The sequence below is a fragment of the Fuerstiella sp. genome (assembly GCA_022447225.1).
Taxonomy (GTDB): Bacteria; Planctomycetota; Planctomycetia; order Planctomycetales; family Planctomycetaceae; genus S139-18.
In genome coordinates this window covers 237,937-253,794 of the sequence record JAKVAZ010000009.1, presented here as the reverse complement: position 1 = coordinate 253,794, position 15,858 = coordinate 237,937, and the positions used below count along the sequence as shown (strand labels likewise).

The following is a 15,858-nucleotide window of genomic DNA, read 5'->3' as shown; positions in this document are numbered from 1 at the left end:
TGTCGGTCTGTCTGTCTGTCTGTCTGTCTGTCTGTCTGTCTGTCTGTCTGTCTGTCTGTCTGTCTGTCTGTCTGTCTGTCTGTCTGTCGTCAGCAGGCAATCTTCAAGTCCGAGTTTTCCGTTTGCTTTCCAAAACGGTGCCACGCCGTCCAGCGTAATAAACGGCTCGATGCTGACTACCATGTCGGCTTCCAAAGAAACATGGTTCTGAAAAGTAAGTCCCGGCTGTTCGTGAATATTCGGTCCAGCATTGTGTCCAATGGCTTCCCCGCCTGATTTGTGGCACCAGTCGACGAATTCACCGAAATCATGAATGCGATTCACATGAAAAGCGAAATACATGACTTCGCTCGGGACGACGCTCTCGCTAAGTATGGCAATGGATGCTTCGATTCCTGTGCGAGCAATTTTATCCAACTGCCGGTCACTGTCGCCCGTTGTGCCGACACTGCACGTCCGTTTTAAGTCGCGCCAGTCACCGTCAACCATACAGCCACCGTCGAACCGGGCTGTATTGCGACAGGGGAACTGACTGAAAAGTGCCGGCCGGGATTACTGAGAGACGTTTGCGGAAACCGACTACAGATCAACCTGCAATGTGCTGCTTCCGGCTGTCCGAGCTCAAGGGCAGACGGAAATACGTCCGCTCGGGCGGGAGTCTTCCGGTCGTAAGTTTGCGCCAGACGCGTCAGATGTTAATGGTGTCCGGCAGACTGACCAGGGCCCCGAACAGTGTGCGCGAGTCACGCTGGTAGTCTGCTGTAAAATCGCTTTGATGCAGATGTTCTCCGATAAAACTGCGCAGAATCGGATCGAACGCGAGTCGTGTTTCTTCCGTATTGGGTGCCAGAGCCCGGTCGTTGACGGTGATTTCGAATTCCTGACGACTGAATTGTAAACTGTCGAATTCTGCTTCGAGTAAGTCGCAGGCCTGCAGTGCCGATCGAACCGCCTGCCGGATGCGGTGTTCATTGGTGCCGTCGAGTGCAGCCTTGCGGTTATAACGCAGTCCGTACCGGTGCCCGGTGTTGTCAAGGACGTAGTCCGCTTCATGTCCTATCAGCGCAACGCTGGGACCTGCTGGCACGTGTCGGTAGTCGGCCACATCAATCAGCAACTCGTCTCGCATTTGCTGAGCGGTCCAGCTGTGGAACAGTTCTATCACCTTGTCGAGATCAACGGTCAATTCGCCATCCACAAAGAATTTGACGTTCACATGCTGCACGTTCATTGTGGCGCTCCAGCTCCGGTCAGGCCCTCTGTTCGGACACGATTGTAGCAACTGTGAACGGCTTCGATAAACAGTTGTGATTCCTCAATCAGATGACGCGCTGACTCGTCATGGAATGACGTGCCCTTCTTTTCATGCGCCTCGAACAGATAATTCGCGAACTTTGGGCCGGCGAACGGATCAAAGAAAATTTCTGTGTCAAAGAAACGTTCTTTAAATTCGTCGACAACTTCGTCCGGATCTTCTTCCGTGACGTCATCGTACTGGATCTGCACAAGTGCCTTAGCCGCTTTGATCATGGCCCGGTAAGCGCCCTCTCCTGCCTCCTGGGCCTTTCCCTCTTCGAGTTCGACCTGTGATTCAAAGACAGTCCGTTCGGCGGCCGACATGGTAAACTCATACTGGGTCACAACCTCGCCTGCACATTCTCCTTTTCCAATGTCACCAAGGCTGTACTGTCGGGGGTCTGCCCAATCCGCAAAGAAGCCCGGATCGCTCTGGTGTTCCGGTGCGTTTTTTGTGAGATCTACCAGAAGTTCTCGGATCTTCAGCTTGCCCACTCGTCCTACAAACTCGGTAAAACGTTCGTCAGCAGTTCGATTTTTTATATAAAAATCAGTGATTCGATCCAATGCGTCGGGAATCCGTTTGGATGGCACTGCCACGATTGGCAGTCCGTATGATCCAGCGTTCTGTTCCCACTGGCCCCCGAGAACAACCTGAAAGTGCGGAACTTTGAAGCCCTGCAGGGTACGACTAATCCCGTAAAAACCGATGTCTGACACATGATGCTGACCACAACTGTTGAAGCATCCACTGATTTTGATATGCAGATTCTGAATCGCCTGATCCAGTTCGACTCCTTTAGCAATGAGGCGATTGCGCAATTCGCCTGCCAGTCCTCGTGACGAGGAAATTCCCAGTTTGCAGGTGTCGGTACCGGGACAGGCGACAATGTCAACGACGTTGCCTGCTCCAGGGGCACTCAGACCGCAGGCTTCCAGTGCACTGTACAGCTTAGGTACGTCAGACTTGGTCACCCAGCGAATCACAAAGTTCTGTTCCACCGTTGTGCGGATTGTCCCGTTTGTGAATTTTCGAGTGATATCCGCCAGTGAACGCAGCTGGTCGGGTGTGAGATCACCCAGTGGAAGCGTGACCGTAGCCGTGACATACCCCGCCTGTCGCTGTTCCCGGATATTGGTCCGAATCCAGTGTCTCAACGGCTCATCACCATTGGCCTCCGGCATTTCACTCGGAGGTTTCAGCGGGGTTTCTGCTTCCGATTCAATTCCGGCCAGGTATTCGGTCCAGCGAGGATCGTTCGGTAATTTAGCCCGTTCCTCGAGTACTTTTTCGCGAAACTCATCCATTCCTAACTTCTCGATAAGAAACTTCAGGCGTGCACGGCTGCGTTTCTTCTTTTCACCAAGCTTCCCAAATACGCGGGACATGGCCTGAGCAATGGGGAGGATTTCTTCGGGCGACATAAATTCGTCAAACACTTTTGCCTGACGTGGCACGGCCCCCAAGCCTCCGCCTACGACAACTCTGAACCCCCGCTGTTCCTTCCCCTCGACTTCGCGTACGGCAGCCGTTAGTCCAAGATCATGCATTTGCGCCAGACCGCATGCATGTTGACTACATCCACCGAAGGAGGGTTTGAATTTGCGGCCAAAATTTTGCGCATCCGGATGGCCGAGCAGGAATTGGGTCATCGCGTTTGCGTAAGGCGTTACGTCAAACGGTTCGTCCGGACAGACTCCCATGAACGGGCATCCAGTAACATTGCGGACGGAATTTCCGCAGGCCTCACGTGTGGTGATTCCGACAGCAGCAAGCCGACGCATAATGCTCGGTGTGTCTTCAATGTGAATGAAGTGCAGTTGAATGTCCTGCCGAGTCGTGACATGGGCAATTCCGTCAGAATATTCTTCTGCCAGTTCTGCCATGACGTCCAGCTGTTCAGGAGTCATCCCGCCAAACGGGATCTTGATTCTCAGCATTCCGGGAGCGTCCCAAACCGTATTGGGGCCTTTGGTATGCTTATCCGGATACCCGAGTTCATGAGACTGTGTGCCGTCGTGGCGCTGGCCGTTGTCGTAACGTTGTCCGTAGACACCTCGACGAAGACGGGTCTCGGCAAAAACTTTTTCGTCGACCATGTCCTGAGAACGCAGATCGATCTCCGTCTCGAATGTATCAATCTCTTCGGCAAGCTGACCCGAAATCCGGGCCGACAAATGCTCCTTCCAAAGATGATGACTTGCTTTCATCACAAATATCTCCGAACGGACACTAAGTCCGTATGATTCATGCGTGCGGAGTACGATTGCATGCATTACTGCATGTGCCGCAGCGACATACGACCTCGATACGAACGTTGATTCTATCACAACCGCAAAGCTTCAACAATTGCCGATGTGGGCGGCTCAGGCAGCCGGCAGGCGGACGGAGAGATCTCTTTGACGATTTCAGGTTTACCTGTATATTCTAGGCACTATGTCAAACGATCATTCACTCCGTGTTTACGATTCGATGATGGGACTTCTTTCAGGCGAGGAGAACCCCACCCCCATTGTGCGTCTGAATAAAGTGGTGCCGTTCAAACACACTCGCGTGTACGCTAAACTTGAGTGGTATAATCCGTTTGGTGCCGTCAAGGACCGTGTGGCGAACAATCTGATTTTGGATGCGGAAGAACGAGGCCTGCTTGCACCAGGAAAAAAACTGGTTGAGGCGACGTCGGGCAACACCGGAATCGGACTGGCATTGGTCGGTAATCTGAAGGGGTATTCGCTGCGCACACCGTTGTCCGACCAGATTCCGGTTGAGAAACGCACTGTTTTGCGGTTTTTCGGGGCAGAGGTCATTGAACTCGATGATGCTCTGTGTCCTCTGCCGGGAGCCCCGGAAGGTGCCATCGCCAGGGCACGGGAAACCGCGCAGGCTGAAGACGAATTTGAGATTCTGGATCAGTACATCAACGAAGCCAATCCGGGCGCCCATTACCGTACGACCGGGCCGGAAATCTGGCGTCAAACACAGGGTCGTGTCACTCACTTTGTCGCCGGACTCGGTACATGCGGCACGATTACCGGGACAGGTCGTTTTCTAAAGGAACAGAACCGTGCAGTAAAAGTTCTGGGTGTTGCACCGGAGGATGGTCACGATATTCCTGGTGTCCGCAGTAAGCGTCAGCTTGGCCAAACGGAACTTTATCACCCGGAAGAATACGACGCGGAAGTCGATGTCAGTGACGAGGAGGCCTATGACCTCTGTCTGCGTTTGAATCGGGAGGAAAGTATCGTGGCCGGTCCCAGTTCGGGTATGAACCTGGCTGGGGCGTTCAAACTTGTCCCGGACGAACCGGGCAATGTGGTTGTGGTGATCTTTTGTGACAATATCTTCAAATATGCATCTTCGGTGCTCCGGCATTTTCCTGAATTGCGTCCCCCCGGGAAATCCGACGAGCCCGAAAGTGGAGCACCGAGCAGGAACGAACAGTTTCTTGCGAACCTCGTCGAAAACCTCAAGAACCCGCACGATTCCATTCGCGTCAAAGACCTTAATGTTCAACTGGAGTCGTCCGCCAGACCGGTTCTGCTGGATATTCGATCAGAAGAGCATTTCGCCGAGTCTCACATTCCCGGCTCCATCAACATACCACAGGATGATCTGAGTGATCGGAGTGCGGAACTGCCCGATGATCGTGATGCCGCAATCGTGACCGTCTGCAACATCGGTAAATTCTCCAAGTACGCGACCCTGTTCCTGAAATCCAAAGGTTACCGCAACGTGCGCAGTGCAAAAGGTGGACTGGATGAGTGGGTCCGTAAAGGTTTCCAAACCACGACATCCGTGGGTGCGACCAATGACAGTCCGTAGGTTTGTTCCGTTCCGCCTGCTCTGACGGAATTCTGTGAACGACAGAGGAGCGATGATGCCCACCGCGAATTGGAAAACACAGGTCTACGGCAGGGTTATGAGCCTGCTTTACAACAATCCTCATCGGGTTGTCCAGTATCGTGTTCGCGACGATCAGGGTAACTGGGTCGATCGATCATCGACGCCCGCACCGGTACGCCGACTGTTCGAAACTGAAGGTCCTGAGGAGCGGACCTGCCTGCAGACGATCCAGTTCGTTCATCACATTCTGATTCCGCCTGAAGGTCGCCACGTCGAAGAGTTGCACATTCACCCTGACTCCGAAGAATTGGTGGTCATCACCACTGGTCGCGGTGTTATGAATCTGGGAGGAACGGCTCAGGCTGTGTCATCCGGTGACGTCGTCTACATCCCACCTTCGGTGGAGCACGAATTGCGGAATGTGGACGCAGACGAATTTCTCGGGGCTCTGTTCATCAACGTGCCTGTCGGAGAAGGAATTCGCAATCTGGTCGCTGCGCAGCAATAACAGAATTGCACTACCGATCAATCCGTGACGGATGTTCAGGGAAACCGTCGCTCACACCAGCCTCAACAGAATTTTAACAGCCGGGTAACTGTTGTGGTCGTCTCTCACGTTAATGGCACCCAGGGAACGTCACTTATTGTCGGCCGGCGTGCCCCGAGTAAGGTCGCATCAGTTGCCCATGACAACCCTTGCGTGAGTTCGTACGTCAAGCCGGATCTGCGTCTGTCGTCGTTTCCCAGACCGTTTTGTAATTTCCGGTTTCGTCGAACCATGCCAGCAGGTTCCGAAAGAACTCGTCGGCGCCCAGGGTCGCGCTGTCTCCAATCACAATCAGTTTTCGACGGGCACGGGTGAGTGCAACATTCATCCTTCGGGAATCTGACAGAAAGCCGACTTCTCCTTTCGAATTGGACCGTACGGTACACATCACGACGGCTTCCTTCTCGCGCCCCTGAAAGCCGTCGACCGTGTCGATTTCCAGACGATCGTAGACAGAGTGCTGTCGCAGCCAGCGGACCTGAGCTGCGTACGGCGCGATGACCGCGATGTCAGACGGGCTGAGTCCCGCTTCGCACAGCTGGCTGATCTGCTCAAGGACCAGACGACCCTCGTTGGGATTGAATTTACTCAGTCCCTCAGGCTCCAGTTGTTCGTTCCATCCGGCGCCAGCCGTATCGATGTATAGGACCGGGCTGTCATGGGTAATGTTGACGGTTGGCAAATCATTCAATGTGTGGTGCCGGACGGTTTCATGAGCGGTTAACCTGCCGTCGTAGAACGTATTTGACGAGAATCGCATGATTTGTTCATGCATGCGGTACTGAACGGTCAGCTGTCGAGTGATGTGATCACCGTAGTGTGCTGCCAGCCTCTGCATCAGACTGACCGCGAATCCTTCTCTTGCCGCTTCCTGCGACAGAATCGTGGGCGGCAGCTGACAGTGGTCGCCCGCCAGGACGACACGGTCGGCATATTTCAACGGGACCCAGCAACCCGGTTCGACACTCTGGCACGCTTCGTCAATCACAAGCAGATCAAATGCATGTTCTTCCAGAATGCTAAAGTCAAAACTGACGGTTGCGCAGATGACACGAGCTCCTGCAATGATTTCATTGACAGCCTGGCGTTCCATCATGCGCGCATGTTTGCGAAGTTCCCGGGCTTCCTGTCGTTGCTGGTACTTTTGACCTGGTGCCGGTCGTCCTCGCGTGAATCGCCTGGCTTTGCGACTAAGCTGTTCTGCTTCCCGCTGCATTTCCTGAATCAACGGCCAGGCGTCATGTTTTTCAACGAGAGCGTCCAGTGTGTGAGCGCGCACCACTTCAAGAACCCTTGCGGGGTGACCAAGCCGGACGGCTGGTTCTCCGGCAGTGACGAGACGTTCGAGCAGATTGTCCACTGCCGTGTTGCTGGGTGCGCAGGCCAGTACTCGTTCACCGCCGGCTACCGTTTGTCGAATCAATTCGACTACGGTCGTGGTTTTACCTGTACCAGGCGGTCCGTGGATAATTGCGAGATCCTGAGCTGACAGCGAGAATTCGACAGCCTGTTGCTGAGAGTCATTGAGACTCTCCGAAGAAGGCATCGCCACCGGAGACTCAAACACCGGTACCCGGTCGTAGAGCAGAATGTCGCGCAGCTGGCCGAGACGACCTGCAGCGTTTTCGGCGATTTCCATTGCCGCAATCTGACGTTTGCGAGTGATCTCGTCGGGAGACAAATCGAGTCGAAACCGTTGACCCGTTGGCCATTTTTCGACAGCGATGTCTAGCGAGTCCACGTTTCGACCACTGACCACACCCTGTATTGCTGATTCGGAATTATCGCTTTCGGGAGACAGCAGAACAGGGCTTCCGACTTTGAATCGATGCCAGGGGAGTTTTTCTGTTTTTCGACGTTTCTGAAGCGTTAGCAGGTATCGGCCACCAAGCCCCGTGCTGTGGGTCCGAATTTCCAAATCCAGGAGTGTTTCCCCTCGACGTTCTGCATCACTCGAAGACTGTACTTTACGTCGTTCTTCCAGTCGCCGCCGTTCGGCTTCACCCTCCATGTCAAGCCACTGACGAAGTGTATCAAAGTGTTGTTCGCACTGGAGTGGCCGATGAGACTGCGTCATGTGTGGGCCGATACACGATTCGAGTGAATACCATTCCGCAATCCGCTGATCCGGATCCGCTGAATTGTGATTTCTGGATTATTCATGATGTGAGACAAACGGAGACGGTATGGGGCTTCAGCGATTTTGACCGGGAAGGCCGTCCCAGGTGATTTCAAACAGAGACGGCCAATACTTTCCTGTCACAAACAGGCGTTGATTTACGGCATCCCAGGCGATGCCGTTCAAGACCGCTTCCCGATTACGCCGGACCGTACGCGGGAAAAGTTGCTTAAGTTCGAGCCATCCTTTGACTGCTCCCGATTCAGGATCGATACGGGCAATCCGTGATGAATACCAAACATTGGCCAGAATCTCACCGTTGACGTATTCCAGTTCGTTCAGATTTTGAATGGACCGTCTGCCGGATCGGACTTTGATACGGCGGACGGTCTTCCATGTTGCTGGATCGATGAATCTCAGTAAAGCACTGCCGTCGCTGACAATCAGATTCTTTCCATCATGAGTGACGCCCCAGCCCTGCCTAAGGGTTGAATCGATCTGACCGTAACTCACCTTATTCAGAGGGGTCAGTGTGTCGGCGTCGTAGATGATCAGGTATCCATTTTCCCATGTGAGCTGGATAACCCGGTCCTTCCAAAGGGTCACACCTTCTCCGAAAACATTGTCGGCAAGTCGTACCTGTTTCCTGACTTGGCCCGTCCCAATATTGACGCGGCGGAGTGCCGAATGCTGATATCGTCCCGTACCTTCCAGTAATTCGTCATTGTAAACAGTCAGCCCCTGACAAAATGCCTGCTGATCATGTGGATATTCGGCGATGCGGGTAACACGGATGACCGGCGGACCAGCAGCCGATGTTTCTGTCGATACGATGATTACGCACGAAAACACAGCCGCAACCACCAGCAACGCGCAGGCTGGCAGAATTCGTCGCCAGGTTTGTTGTCTGCTGTCGTTGATTCTCCTGTTGCTGGCGGCCAATCTGTTTTCCTTCAATGAGACAGGAACTTCAGCAATGGTCAGCGCACAACCGACATTTGCGCTATGAATTCACGATCGCCGATTGAATCAATTCAGGTCATCCAGGGTTTCCGAGGTGAACGTTCCGATTGATCGTCGTTCGAAGCTGACAGACCACTCCTTCACTACAGTTTACCCGGAATTCTCTCTTGTAGAGTGCTGTTCGTGACCCTCGTGCCCATCAACGTTTGTCAGTGATGGTTTACTGGTCTTCTTCACTGTGTTCACTGTGTTCATCGTGTTCATCGTGTTCATCGTGTTCATCGTGTTCATCGTGTTCATCGTGTTCACTGTGTTCATCATGATGATCATCATGGACAAGGTGACCTGTGAATTCCTGACCACTCAGATTCACATGAAAGTGACAGTGCAGGTCAGCGATCGAAGTGAGCTCCGCAGGCAGATCAGATCCTGCGACGACGAACCGTGAAGCCGTGTCTTCGGTTTCGCCTTCCAGGGGCATTGCAGTTGCATCGAGGTGCATTTCGTCACCATCTTCCTTGTCGACTTCAAATACCAGGCCTTCGGCTGTCTGCGCCTTACCAATTTCTGGGCCATAGAAATAAAGCGTGATGTCGCGAGTCTGTTCATCGAACACCAGTTCTGCATGATGCGCATGAGCAGCATCAAATTCTATGATCTGCCCGCCGTGCATTCCCGCTGCGTGGTCGTGGTCGTGGTCGTGACTGGTGTTCTCACTGAGGGGAGCGTTGGAATAGTCTTTGTATTCTTCCGAGGAATTGCAGCCGGCAACTGTCAGCAGGCTGCCAACGGTGAGGGTCATCCATTTGCGTGACATGTTCAGTTCCTGTTGGTTCAATGTAAAATTGTGCCACTCAATTCAGACTGTTGGGTTCACTGAATTGACGGGAAGTTTAGTGCTGTGGCGTCGAAGGTAAAGGGGCTGAGCAGGAGGACAATCAGTCTTACCTGATGTCGGACCTTCTGAGTCACATTCCTGGCTGCGGTGCGCCGTGGATAACGCGGCACACGGAATCCACGTTCCGGATTAAGAGTCTGCTGATGCCTTACCTTTGACTTTGTTCATGATGACGCATGAACCGCAATGAATGTACTCAGATTCCTGGAATCTTTGTTTCAGTGAGGATGTTGCAGATGAAATAGCAGGCACAGGCGCGAAATATGAGCGTCCGCTGAAAGATTGTCAATTTGGCGGCAACTGTTGCGTTATTTCAGGGCGGAGAGTGTTTGTGTCAAATCGGGAGAGCTGCGCTGCCTGCAGTGTCGAAACTGCAATGTCAACGTGAAGCCAGAGTACGGCGAATTCTTGACAGCATAGGTCCGATTGTATTGACCGCGATGCCGAGTTTTCGGGAGATTTCACCGTAGGAAAGACCTTCCCTGTAGAATAGCTTCACTACGTCCTGAGTTCCCGGCGAAAGTCGTTTCATCAGTGTCTCTACCTGATCACGATTTGCGAGATCTGACTCGACTGAGTCTGTCGCCTGTCGCACGGCGGAACTGTGAACACTCACATGTCCGAGGGCACTCGCATACCGACGTTGTGTCAGCTTGCGGAGGACGATCCGCCTGACAACTACTGCCAGCCATGTTGCCAGTGATGATCGGCCACGAAAACTCCTTAGTGTTGCCATACGACGATCAACCAGGGCGGCAAAAACATCGGCACACAAATCATCTTCATCGTCCTGAGTGAGCCTGAGACTGTGCGCATGTGCGGTATGTCTAATGACCTGCATAACCAGTCCGGCGTAACGGTCAACAAACATATCCCAGGCTGCGTCACTCCGCGTGAGCAGATCTTTGATGAGTCGTCGGTCAGTTTCAGACAACGGCATAATGAATAAACCGGGGCAATGCAGAGTCGGGTCTGATGGTTCGCCCGATCCGGCGATGTATTACATTTACGGTTTCGATCTGCATGACTACGTGAAAATTTCACAGTTGGTGCTGATCGGAATGCCTCTCTCCCTTAGGTATTACGTCGCGTCTAAGTGTTCGAAGGGTCAAAATTCAGTGAATTGCAGACAATTACTGTGTCTTGCATGTTGCCTGGAAGCCACGGGCGAACAGGGGCTGAGCGTTTTGGTATTGCTGCCGGATCAATGAACCGAAAAATAATAGTCATTAGTGGCTTAAAAAGGCCGCCGGGCCAGGAATGTCAATTTCTACCCGGAAAATTTTGGAGATTGTGTCTCAATATGGTGAGAGATGTCATTCGTAAGGTGTCTCGATTGGAAAAAGTCGAAATAAATTTCGTACAACTCGCAAATTCCGGGTAACACAAGGTCCTGCACCACAACTTGACCCGGAATGGCTAATTTAAAAGATCTGGCTTGAGGTGCAGGCTCGTCAGTCAGGTTTTTGCGGGCTATTGCTGTAATCGTGGCGAAGACTGAATTTGATATGATCGAAAGGGTGTAAAAATGACCCATGTCGTTGCAGAACCTTGTTTTAACTGCAAATACACCGACTGTGTTGTCGTTTGTCCGGTTGAGTGCTTTTACGAAGGTGAGTCGATTCTGGTCATTCATCCCGATGAATGTATTGATTGTGAAGCCTGTGTACCGGAATGCCCGGTCGAGGCAATTTTCCACGAGGACAACGTGCCGGAACAATGGACCGATTACACCGCTCTGAATGCAGAAATGGCCAGTCAGTGGCCGGTGATTACCGAGCAGAAGACGTCAATGGCGGAAACCGACGGTCAGTGCCCGTCGGCGAGCTAGTACTGGTCGGCCGGCTGGAACCGGATCTTGTCCCTTAGGAGGTATTCGGTGTGATACACTGGGTGGCTGGAGCGGGCGCTGTGTCGCCGCGTTCGTGGCTGAAAACCCGGCTGGTCCGTCAGGAATTTCTGCGACGGGACTGAATCAGACAAAGAAGTGAAGGTCCTTCGGAATTCCCGAAGGCCTTTTTTTGTGTTGCGAGATATGCCGGGTTTTTACGACCATCTCACAAACCTGGTACATTGATGTGCCTGATTCTTAGGACGGTCTCTGGTTCTGTATGTCGTCGCGGATTCGTTGTTGGTGAAGCCTGGTAGCTGTTTTGTGGGATGCTGCCGGCGGGATCCCGATCATCTGGGCTGCCCGACAAACGGCTGGTCATCTGTGTCGGCGCGTTAAATTACGGCACCGGCGGTCGTTCGTACCAACAATACTGGTGAATTCCGGGGCGCGACTGTACCTTTGACGGACCCTGTGATTACTCAGGACATCGACGGTGTGTGACCACATTGTCGGGATGCGACAAACAGAAATCCAATGAGCACTGAAAACGTCAATCAGTTGTTCACTGATCTTGCAGCAGCGACCCGGCGGCTCGACCGAGCGGTGAACCTGCTCAGCGATGCTGCCAGTGTACTTCAGCCAGATCCGCTGCAGTCCTGTGAATGGTACCAGCTCCTGAGACAAAAATTGTTACCCCAGCTGGGCGCCGAGGCGTGGCTTGTCGCTGCCGTTGTGGGAGGTACAAATATTGGTAAGAGCGTGGTGTTTAATCATTTGGCGGGGTGTCGGGCCAGTTCGACAAGTCCGCATGCTTCTGGAACAAAGCATCCTGTATGCCTGGTACCGGACGGATTCACCGATCGCCAGGATTTGCAGCAGGTGTTTCCGGACTTTCATCTGCGGGAATGGTCGGACGCCGATCACGCCCTCCGTGAAACGGCGCATCATGAATTGTACTGGAGGTGCTCTTCTGACCTGCCATCCACGCTGTTGGTACTTGATACTCCTGATATCGACAGTGACGTTCGTGTGAACTGGGTGAGAGCGGATGCGATTCGTCGTTGTGCGGATGTGCTCATCGTGGTACTGACTCAGCAAAAATACAACGACGCAGCAGTGAAAGAGTTTTTTCGTAAAGCGGCCGATGAAGACAAAGCCGTGCTGATTGTTTTCAATCAGTGCCTGTTACCGGACGACGAAGAGTTCTGGCCGGTTTGGCTGGAAACGTTCTGCCGCGAAACCGGAATCGATCCGGAAAGTGTTTATCTGTCACCCGTTGATCGGGCAGCGGCCGAAGAACTCCGACTGCCGTTCTTTGAACGCAACTGGCCGGTGATATCAGGACATTCGTCTCGTTCTGCTGATCGAGTTTGTGACCTGCGCAGCGATCTTTCAGGCCTGAAGTTTCATGAGATTCGTGTCAGAACATTGCGAGGTTCCGCGCGGGAACTGTTGAGTCATCAACGGGGTGTTCCTCGGTGGATGCAGTCACTTCGTAATTCGAGCGACGATCTGAAGTCCGCCTCGGAACGGTTGTCGTCAGATGCAGTTTTGAAGATTCGTGACTGGCCGGTTCCCCCCGCATCATCGTTTGTTTCAGAAATCCGTACCTGGTGGAAATCCCGGCAACAGGGATGGGCTCGTCGCATCAATAGATTTTATGACGAAGTTGGTGCGAGAATTTTCTGGCCGGTCAAGGCCGCCCGAAATGCGATCCAGGGCGAACCGATAGAGCCGCTGGCGCAGTATCGCGAACGTGAATGGTCTGCCATCCTGACGACAATTGAGGAATTGTTTGACAAACTTCAATGGATGGCTGAGTCGGGTAATCAGATGGTCCGACCTCGCATCGAGTCCGTATTGCAGGGATCTTCACGCACAGAAATCATAGAGACTCTGCGCAGGAAACATCTGACAGTGGACTTCGGACTTGAACTCAACGAGGTGGTTGTTGATGAAATGGAAAGATTCAGCGTCGACAGTCCTGAGGTGTTTGCGTTGTATCGGCAGTTGAATCATGCATCAGCCGTGGTGCGACCAATGACCAGCGTCGTGTTGTTCAGTCTGGGTTTCGGACCGGCTGGAGAAACCGTTGCTCCGTTTGTTGCGAATGCTGCAGCAAATGCCGTGGTTCACGTTGTTGCGGACGTGGCCGGCGGGGCGACTGCTGCCGTCGCGGGTGATGCGGCCGTTGGAGCAGCCGGCCAGGGCACGGGCAGGCTGCACGCCTGGTTCCACAATCTGAACGGGCGATACACGGAACGTCGAGTGAACTGGCTGACTGATCTGATTCGTGGGGAAATACTTGGTACGTTGCCGGAAGATCTGCAGCGAGCGGCGGCAATCTCAGAGTCCGTCGAATGGGAGGAAGTATCGGAAACTCTGGCACACATCGAATTCCTATTGCAGGAGACACACGCGTGAAGCCTCCGTCGACATCCTCCGCCGTATCCGAATCCCGCGAGGCACCGGACGGTGGTGTAATGGTTTCTTCCGGCTCTTCGCAAAGTCTGGAACACATTGCTTTGCTGGCCGGGATCGATGGTCTGACAGACCGACTGAATCGCTGGGTGGACGATGCACCGCGGTGGGGGCCCGCACGCCGGTCGCGTTTGCTTGTTACACGTTTGCTGGAACGGGTCGATGCCGTCCGCTTTCGCCTCGAGTCGCCACTGGTAGTTGCGATGTTTGGCGGAACCGGGACAGGGAAAAGCTCACTGGTCAATGCTCTTGTGGGCGAAGAAGTCTCACGGTCGGGGCGTCAACGGCCCACAACCACCCAACCGGTCCTGTTGATCCATCCGGATCTGGAACCGGAAATGCTGGGTCTCGATCTTACACGGCTGAAACTTCGCAAAGTGGATTCACCGCTGCTGCGTGACATTGTGCTGCTTGACTGTCCGGATCCTGACACCAGTGAAACGGCTGAACCTGGCAGCAATCTGGCAATCCTGAGGGATATGTTGCCGCATTGCGATGTAATCATTCACACGTCGACTCAACAGAAGTACCGTAGTGCCAGAGTCATCAACGAACTTGGTGACGCTGTCAGCGGTTGCAGGCTGGTATGTGTTCAGACTCATGCTGATCTTGATCAGGACATCCGCGAGGACTGGAAACAGTGCCTTGGCCAGGATTACGAAGTTCCCGAAATGTTTTTCCTGAATTCTTTGCAGGCCCTGGCAGACGGGCAGCACGGTCGGGCGCCTCAGGGGGAATTTGGCAGACTGAGCAGGCTGCTGGATCAGGAACTGGATGCGTCACGGCGTGTGGAGATTCGACGGGCGAATCTGATTGAACTGTTGCGGGAAGTACTGACGGAATGTCGCGCGGACTATGATTCGGCAATTCCGAATGTTCAGCAGCTGCAGAAGGCTCTGGAAACACAAAGGCAGGAGCTTACGAAGTTGCTGAGCCGCCAGTTGACTGACGAATTGCTGGTGAACCGGAATCTATGGGAACGCAGGCTGATTACTGCGATCACCGATCGTTGGGGATTTAGTCCGTTTTCATCGATGCTTCGTCTCTACAACGGATTTGGCGCCTTCATAGCGTCGTTCACGTTTTTCCGTGCTCGCACATCTGCTCAAATGGCAATCGTCGGTGCCGTACAGTCTGCTCGCTGGCTGAAGTCACGTGTTGATGATCACGAGGCTGAATCACGGATGGATCGAATCGCGTCGTTCGGAATCAGCGATCAACAGCTGCAGGAATCGCGAGTCGTGATTGCCGGGTATCTCAGATCCGCACAGATAGAACCGGATTCCGGTTCCTGGACAGGAGATCTGACAGCGTTGAGAAGAACGGCTGCGGATCTGGAAGGTGAATTTCTGGGAGACGCTCGCCGGGCTGTGGACGAAATCATTGAAGATGTTGCGAATGGCCACTCGGGTATGCTGCGCCGAATGGCCTACGAACTGTTCGGGATGACGTACGTTGCCTTTGTGCTGGGTCGTATCGGGTATAATTTTTTCTGGAGTTCTTTTATGGCTCCCGTGCTGGGCAGTGTGTTAGAACCTGAACCTTTGTTGACCGTTGATTTTTACATTCCGGCGCTGCTGTTTTTGATCATCTGGTCGGTTGCACTTGTCGTGTTGTTTACTTCCGGGCTGCGCCGTCGACTTGATCGACATGTCCGTGGTTTTGCTGAATCGATGGCAGATTTACGAGTGATGCGTGGACTGTTTCCGTCGCTCGAGGAGAGCTGCCGTCGCATTGAAACGGACAATCAGACTCTGGCACAGTTGCTGGATGATACCGCATCGTTCCGTCGCAGTGTTGCACGTGGGGAATCAGTGCTTGGCGGACGGCGGGAATGACGTTGGTAAACTCATTGGTTGATTTGGTCCCAAAGGTT

At 53.3% G+C, this 15,858-nt stretch carries 12 protein-coding genes; 5 read left to right on the top strand and 7 right to left on the bottom strand.

The genetic code is table 11. The features are described from left to right. From MK110_11730 to MK110_11720, 3 genes are all read right to left on the bottom strand, one after another. Positions 1-489, bottom strand: a 489-nt coding sequence (locus MK110_11730) for a M24 family metallopeptidase (protein ID MCH2211965.1), incomplete at its 3' end; no start/stop codon positions are given. 199 nt (positions 490-688) lie between these two features. Further along, a complete protein-coding gene (locus MK110_11725; protein MCH2211964.1) occupies positions 689-1,231 on the bottom strand; it encodes a hypothetical protein in 543 nt (180 codons plus the stop codon). Beyond that, on the bottom strand, positions 1,228-3,507 hold the full coding sequence (locus tag MK110_11720; GenBank protein ID MCH2211963.1) for a nitrite/sulfite reductase: 2,280 nt from the start codon (positions 3,505-3,507) through the stop codon (positions 1,228-1,230). The genes MK110_11725 and MK110_11720 overlap by 4 nt, the downstream gene beginning before the upstream one ends. A 226-nt stretch (positions 3,508-3,733) precedes the next feature. On the opposite strand from MK110_11720, the gene MK110_11715 reads away from it, so the two are divergent. Both MK110_11715 and MK110_11710 read left to right on the top strand, forming a co-directional pair. After that, complete coding sequence (locus tag MK110_11715) at positions 3,734-5,119, top strand: pyridoxal-phosphate dependent enzyme (GenBank protein MCH2211962.1); 1,386 nt, start codon at positions 3,734-3,736, stop codon at positions 5,117-5,119. 55 nt (positions 5,120-5,174) lie between these two features. After that, positions 5,175-5,648, top strand: a complete 474-nt coding sequence (locus tag MK110_11710) for a cupin domain-containing protein (protein ID MCH2211961.1) — start codon at positions 5,175-5,177, stop codon at positions 5,646-5,648. Between the two features lie 205 nt (positions 5,649-5,853). On the opposite strand, the gene MK110_11705 is transcribed toward MK110_11710, so the two are convergent. The 4 genes from MK110_11705 to MK110_11690 form a co-directional block, all read right to left on the bottom strand. Continuing rightward, positions 5,854-7,764 (bottom strand): AAA domain-containing protein, encoded by a 1,911-nt coding sequence (locus tag MK110_11705; protein MCH2211960.1) that lies wholly within the window; start codon positions 7,762-7,764, stop codon positions 5,854-5,856. A gap of 117 nt (positions 7,765-7,881) precedes the next feature. Beyond that, complete coding sequence (locus MK110_11700; GenBank protein MCH2211959.1) at positions 7,882-8,748, bottom strand: glutaminyl-peptide cyclotransferase; 867 nt, start codon at positions 8,746-8,748, stop codon at positions 7,882-7,884. Positions 8,749-8,989: 241 nt separating this feature from the next. Further along, the gene (locus MK110_11695) at positions 8,990-9,586 is read right to left on the bottom strand and encodes a hypothetical protein (protein ID MCH2211958.1); all 597 of its coding nucleotides are present in this window, start codon (positions 9,584-9,586) and stop codon (positions 8,990-8,992) included. Between the two features lie 460 nt (positions 9,587-10,046). Continuing rightward, complete coding sequence (locus MK110_11690; GenBank protein ID MCH2211957.1) at positions 10,047-10,607, bottom strand: sigma-70 family RNA polymerase sigma factor; 561 nt, start codon at positions 10,605-10,607, stop codon at positions 10,047-10,049. Positions 10,608-11,195: 588 nt separating this feature from the next. Between MK110_11690 and MK110_11685 the strand changes: the two genes are divergently transcribed. From MK110_11685 to MK110_11675, 3 genes are all read left to right on the top strand, one after another. After that, positions 11,196-11,498 carry a ferredoxin family protein gene (locus MK110_11685; protein ID MCH2211956.1) on the top strand — a complete coding sequence of 101 codons (303 nt, stop codon included), beginning with the start codon at positions 11,196-11,198 and terminating at the stop codon, positions 11,496-11,498. 537 nt (positions 11,499-12,035) lie between these two features. Continuing rightward, a complete protein-coding gene (locus MK110_11680; GenBank protein MCH2211955.1) occupies positions 12,036-13,925 on the top strand; it encodes a GTPase domain-containing protein in 1,890 nt (629 codons plus the stop codon). Beyond that, a complete protein-coding gene (locus tag MK110_11675; GenBank protein ID MCH2211954.1) occupies positions 13,922-15,820 on the top strand; it encodes a GTPase domain-containing protein in 1,899 nt (632 codons plus the stop codon). The genes MK110_11680 and MK110_11675 overlap by 4 nt, the downstream gene beginning before the upstream one ends. Positions 15,821-15,858: the final 38 nt, after the last annotated feature.

Bases quoted from the DNA above. Each gene is read 5' to 3' on its own strand.
- MK110_11690 (MCH2211957.1), bottom strand. From the start codon at position 10,607: ATGCCGTTGTCTGAAACTGACCGACGACTCATCAAAGATCTGCTCACG.
- MK110_11685 (MCH2211956.1), top strand. From the start codon at position 11,196: ATGACCCATGTCGTTGCAGAACCTTGTTTTAACTGCAAATACACCGAC.
- MK110_11680 (MCH2211955.1), top strand. From the start codon at position 12,036: ATGAGCACTGAAAACGTCAATCAGTTGTTCACTGATCTTGCAGCAGCG.
- MK110_11725 (MCH2211964.1), bottom strand. From the start codon at position 1,231: ATGAACGTGCAGCATGTGAACGTCAAATTCTTTGTGGATGGCGAATTG.
- MK110_11705 (MCH2211960.1), bottom strand. From the start codon at position 7,764: ATGACGCAGTCTCATCGGCCACTCCAGTGCGAACAACACTTTGATACA.
- MK110_11710 (MCH2211961.1), top strand. From the start codon at position 5,175: ATGCCCACCGCGAATTGGAAAACACAGGTCTACGGCAGGGTTATGAGC.
- MK110_11695 (MCH2211958.1), bottom strand. From the start codon at position 9,586: ATGTCACGCAAATGGATGACCCTCACCGTTGGCAGCCTGCTGACAGTT.
- MK110_11715 (MCH2211962.1), top strand. From the start codon at position 3,734: ATGTCAAACGATCATTCACTCCGTGTTTACGATTCGATGATGGGACTT.
- MK110_11720 (MCH2211963.1), bottom strand. From the start codon at position 3,507: ATGAAAGCAAGTCATCATCTTTGGAAGGAGCATTTGTCGGCCCGGATT.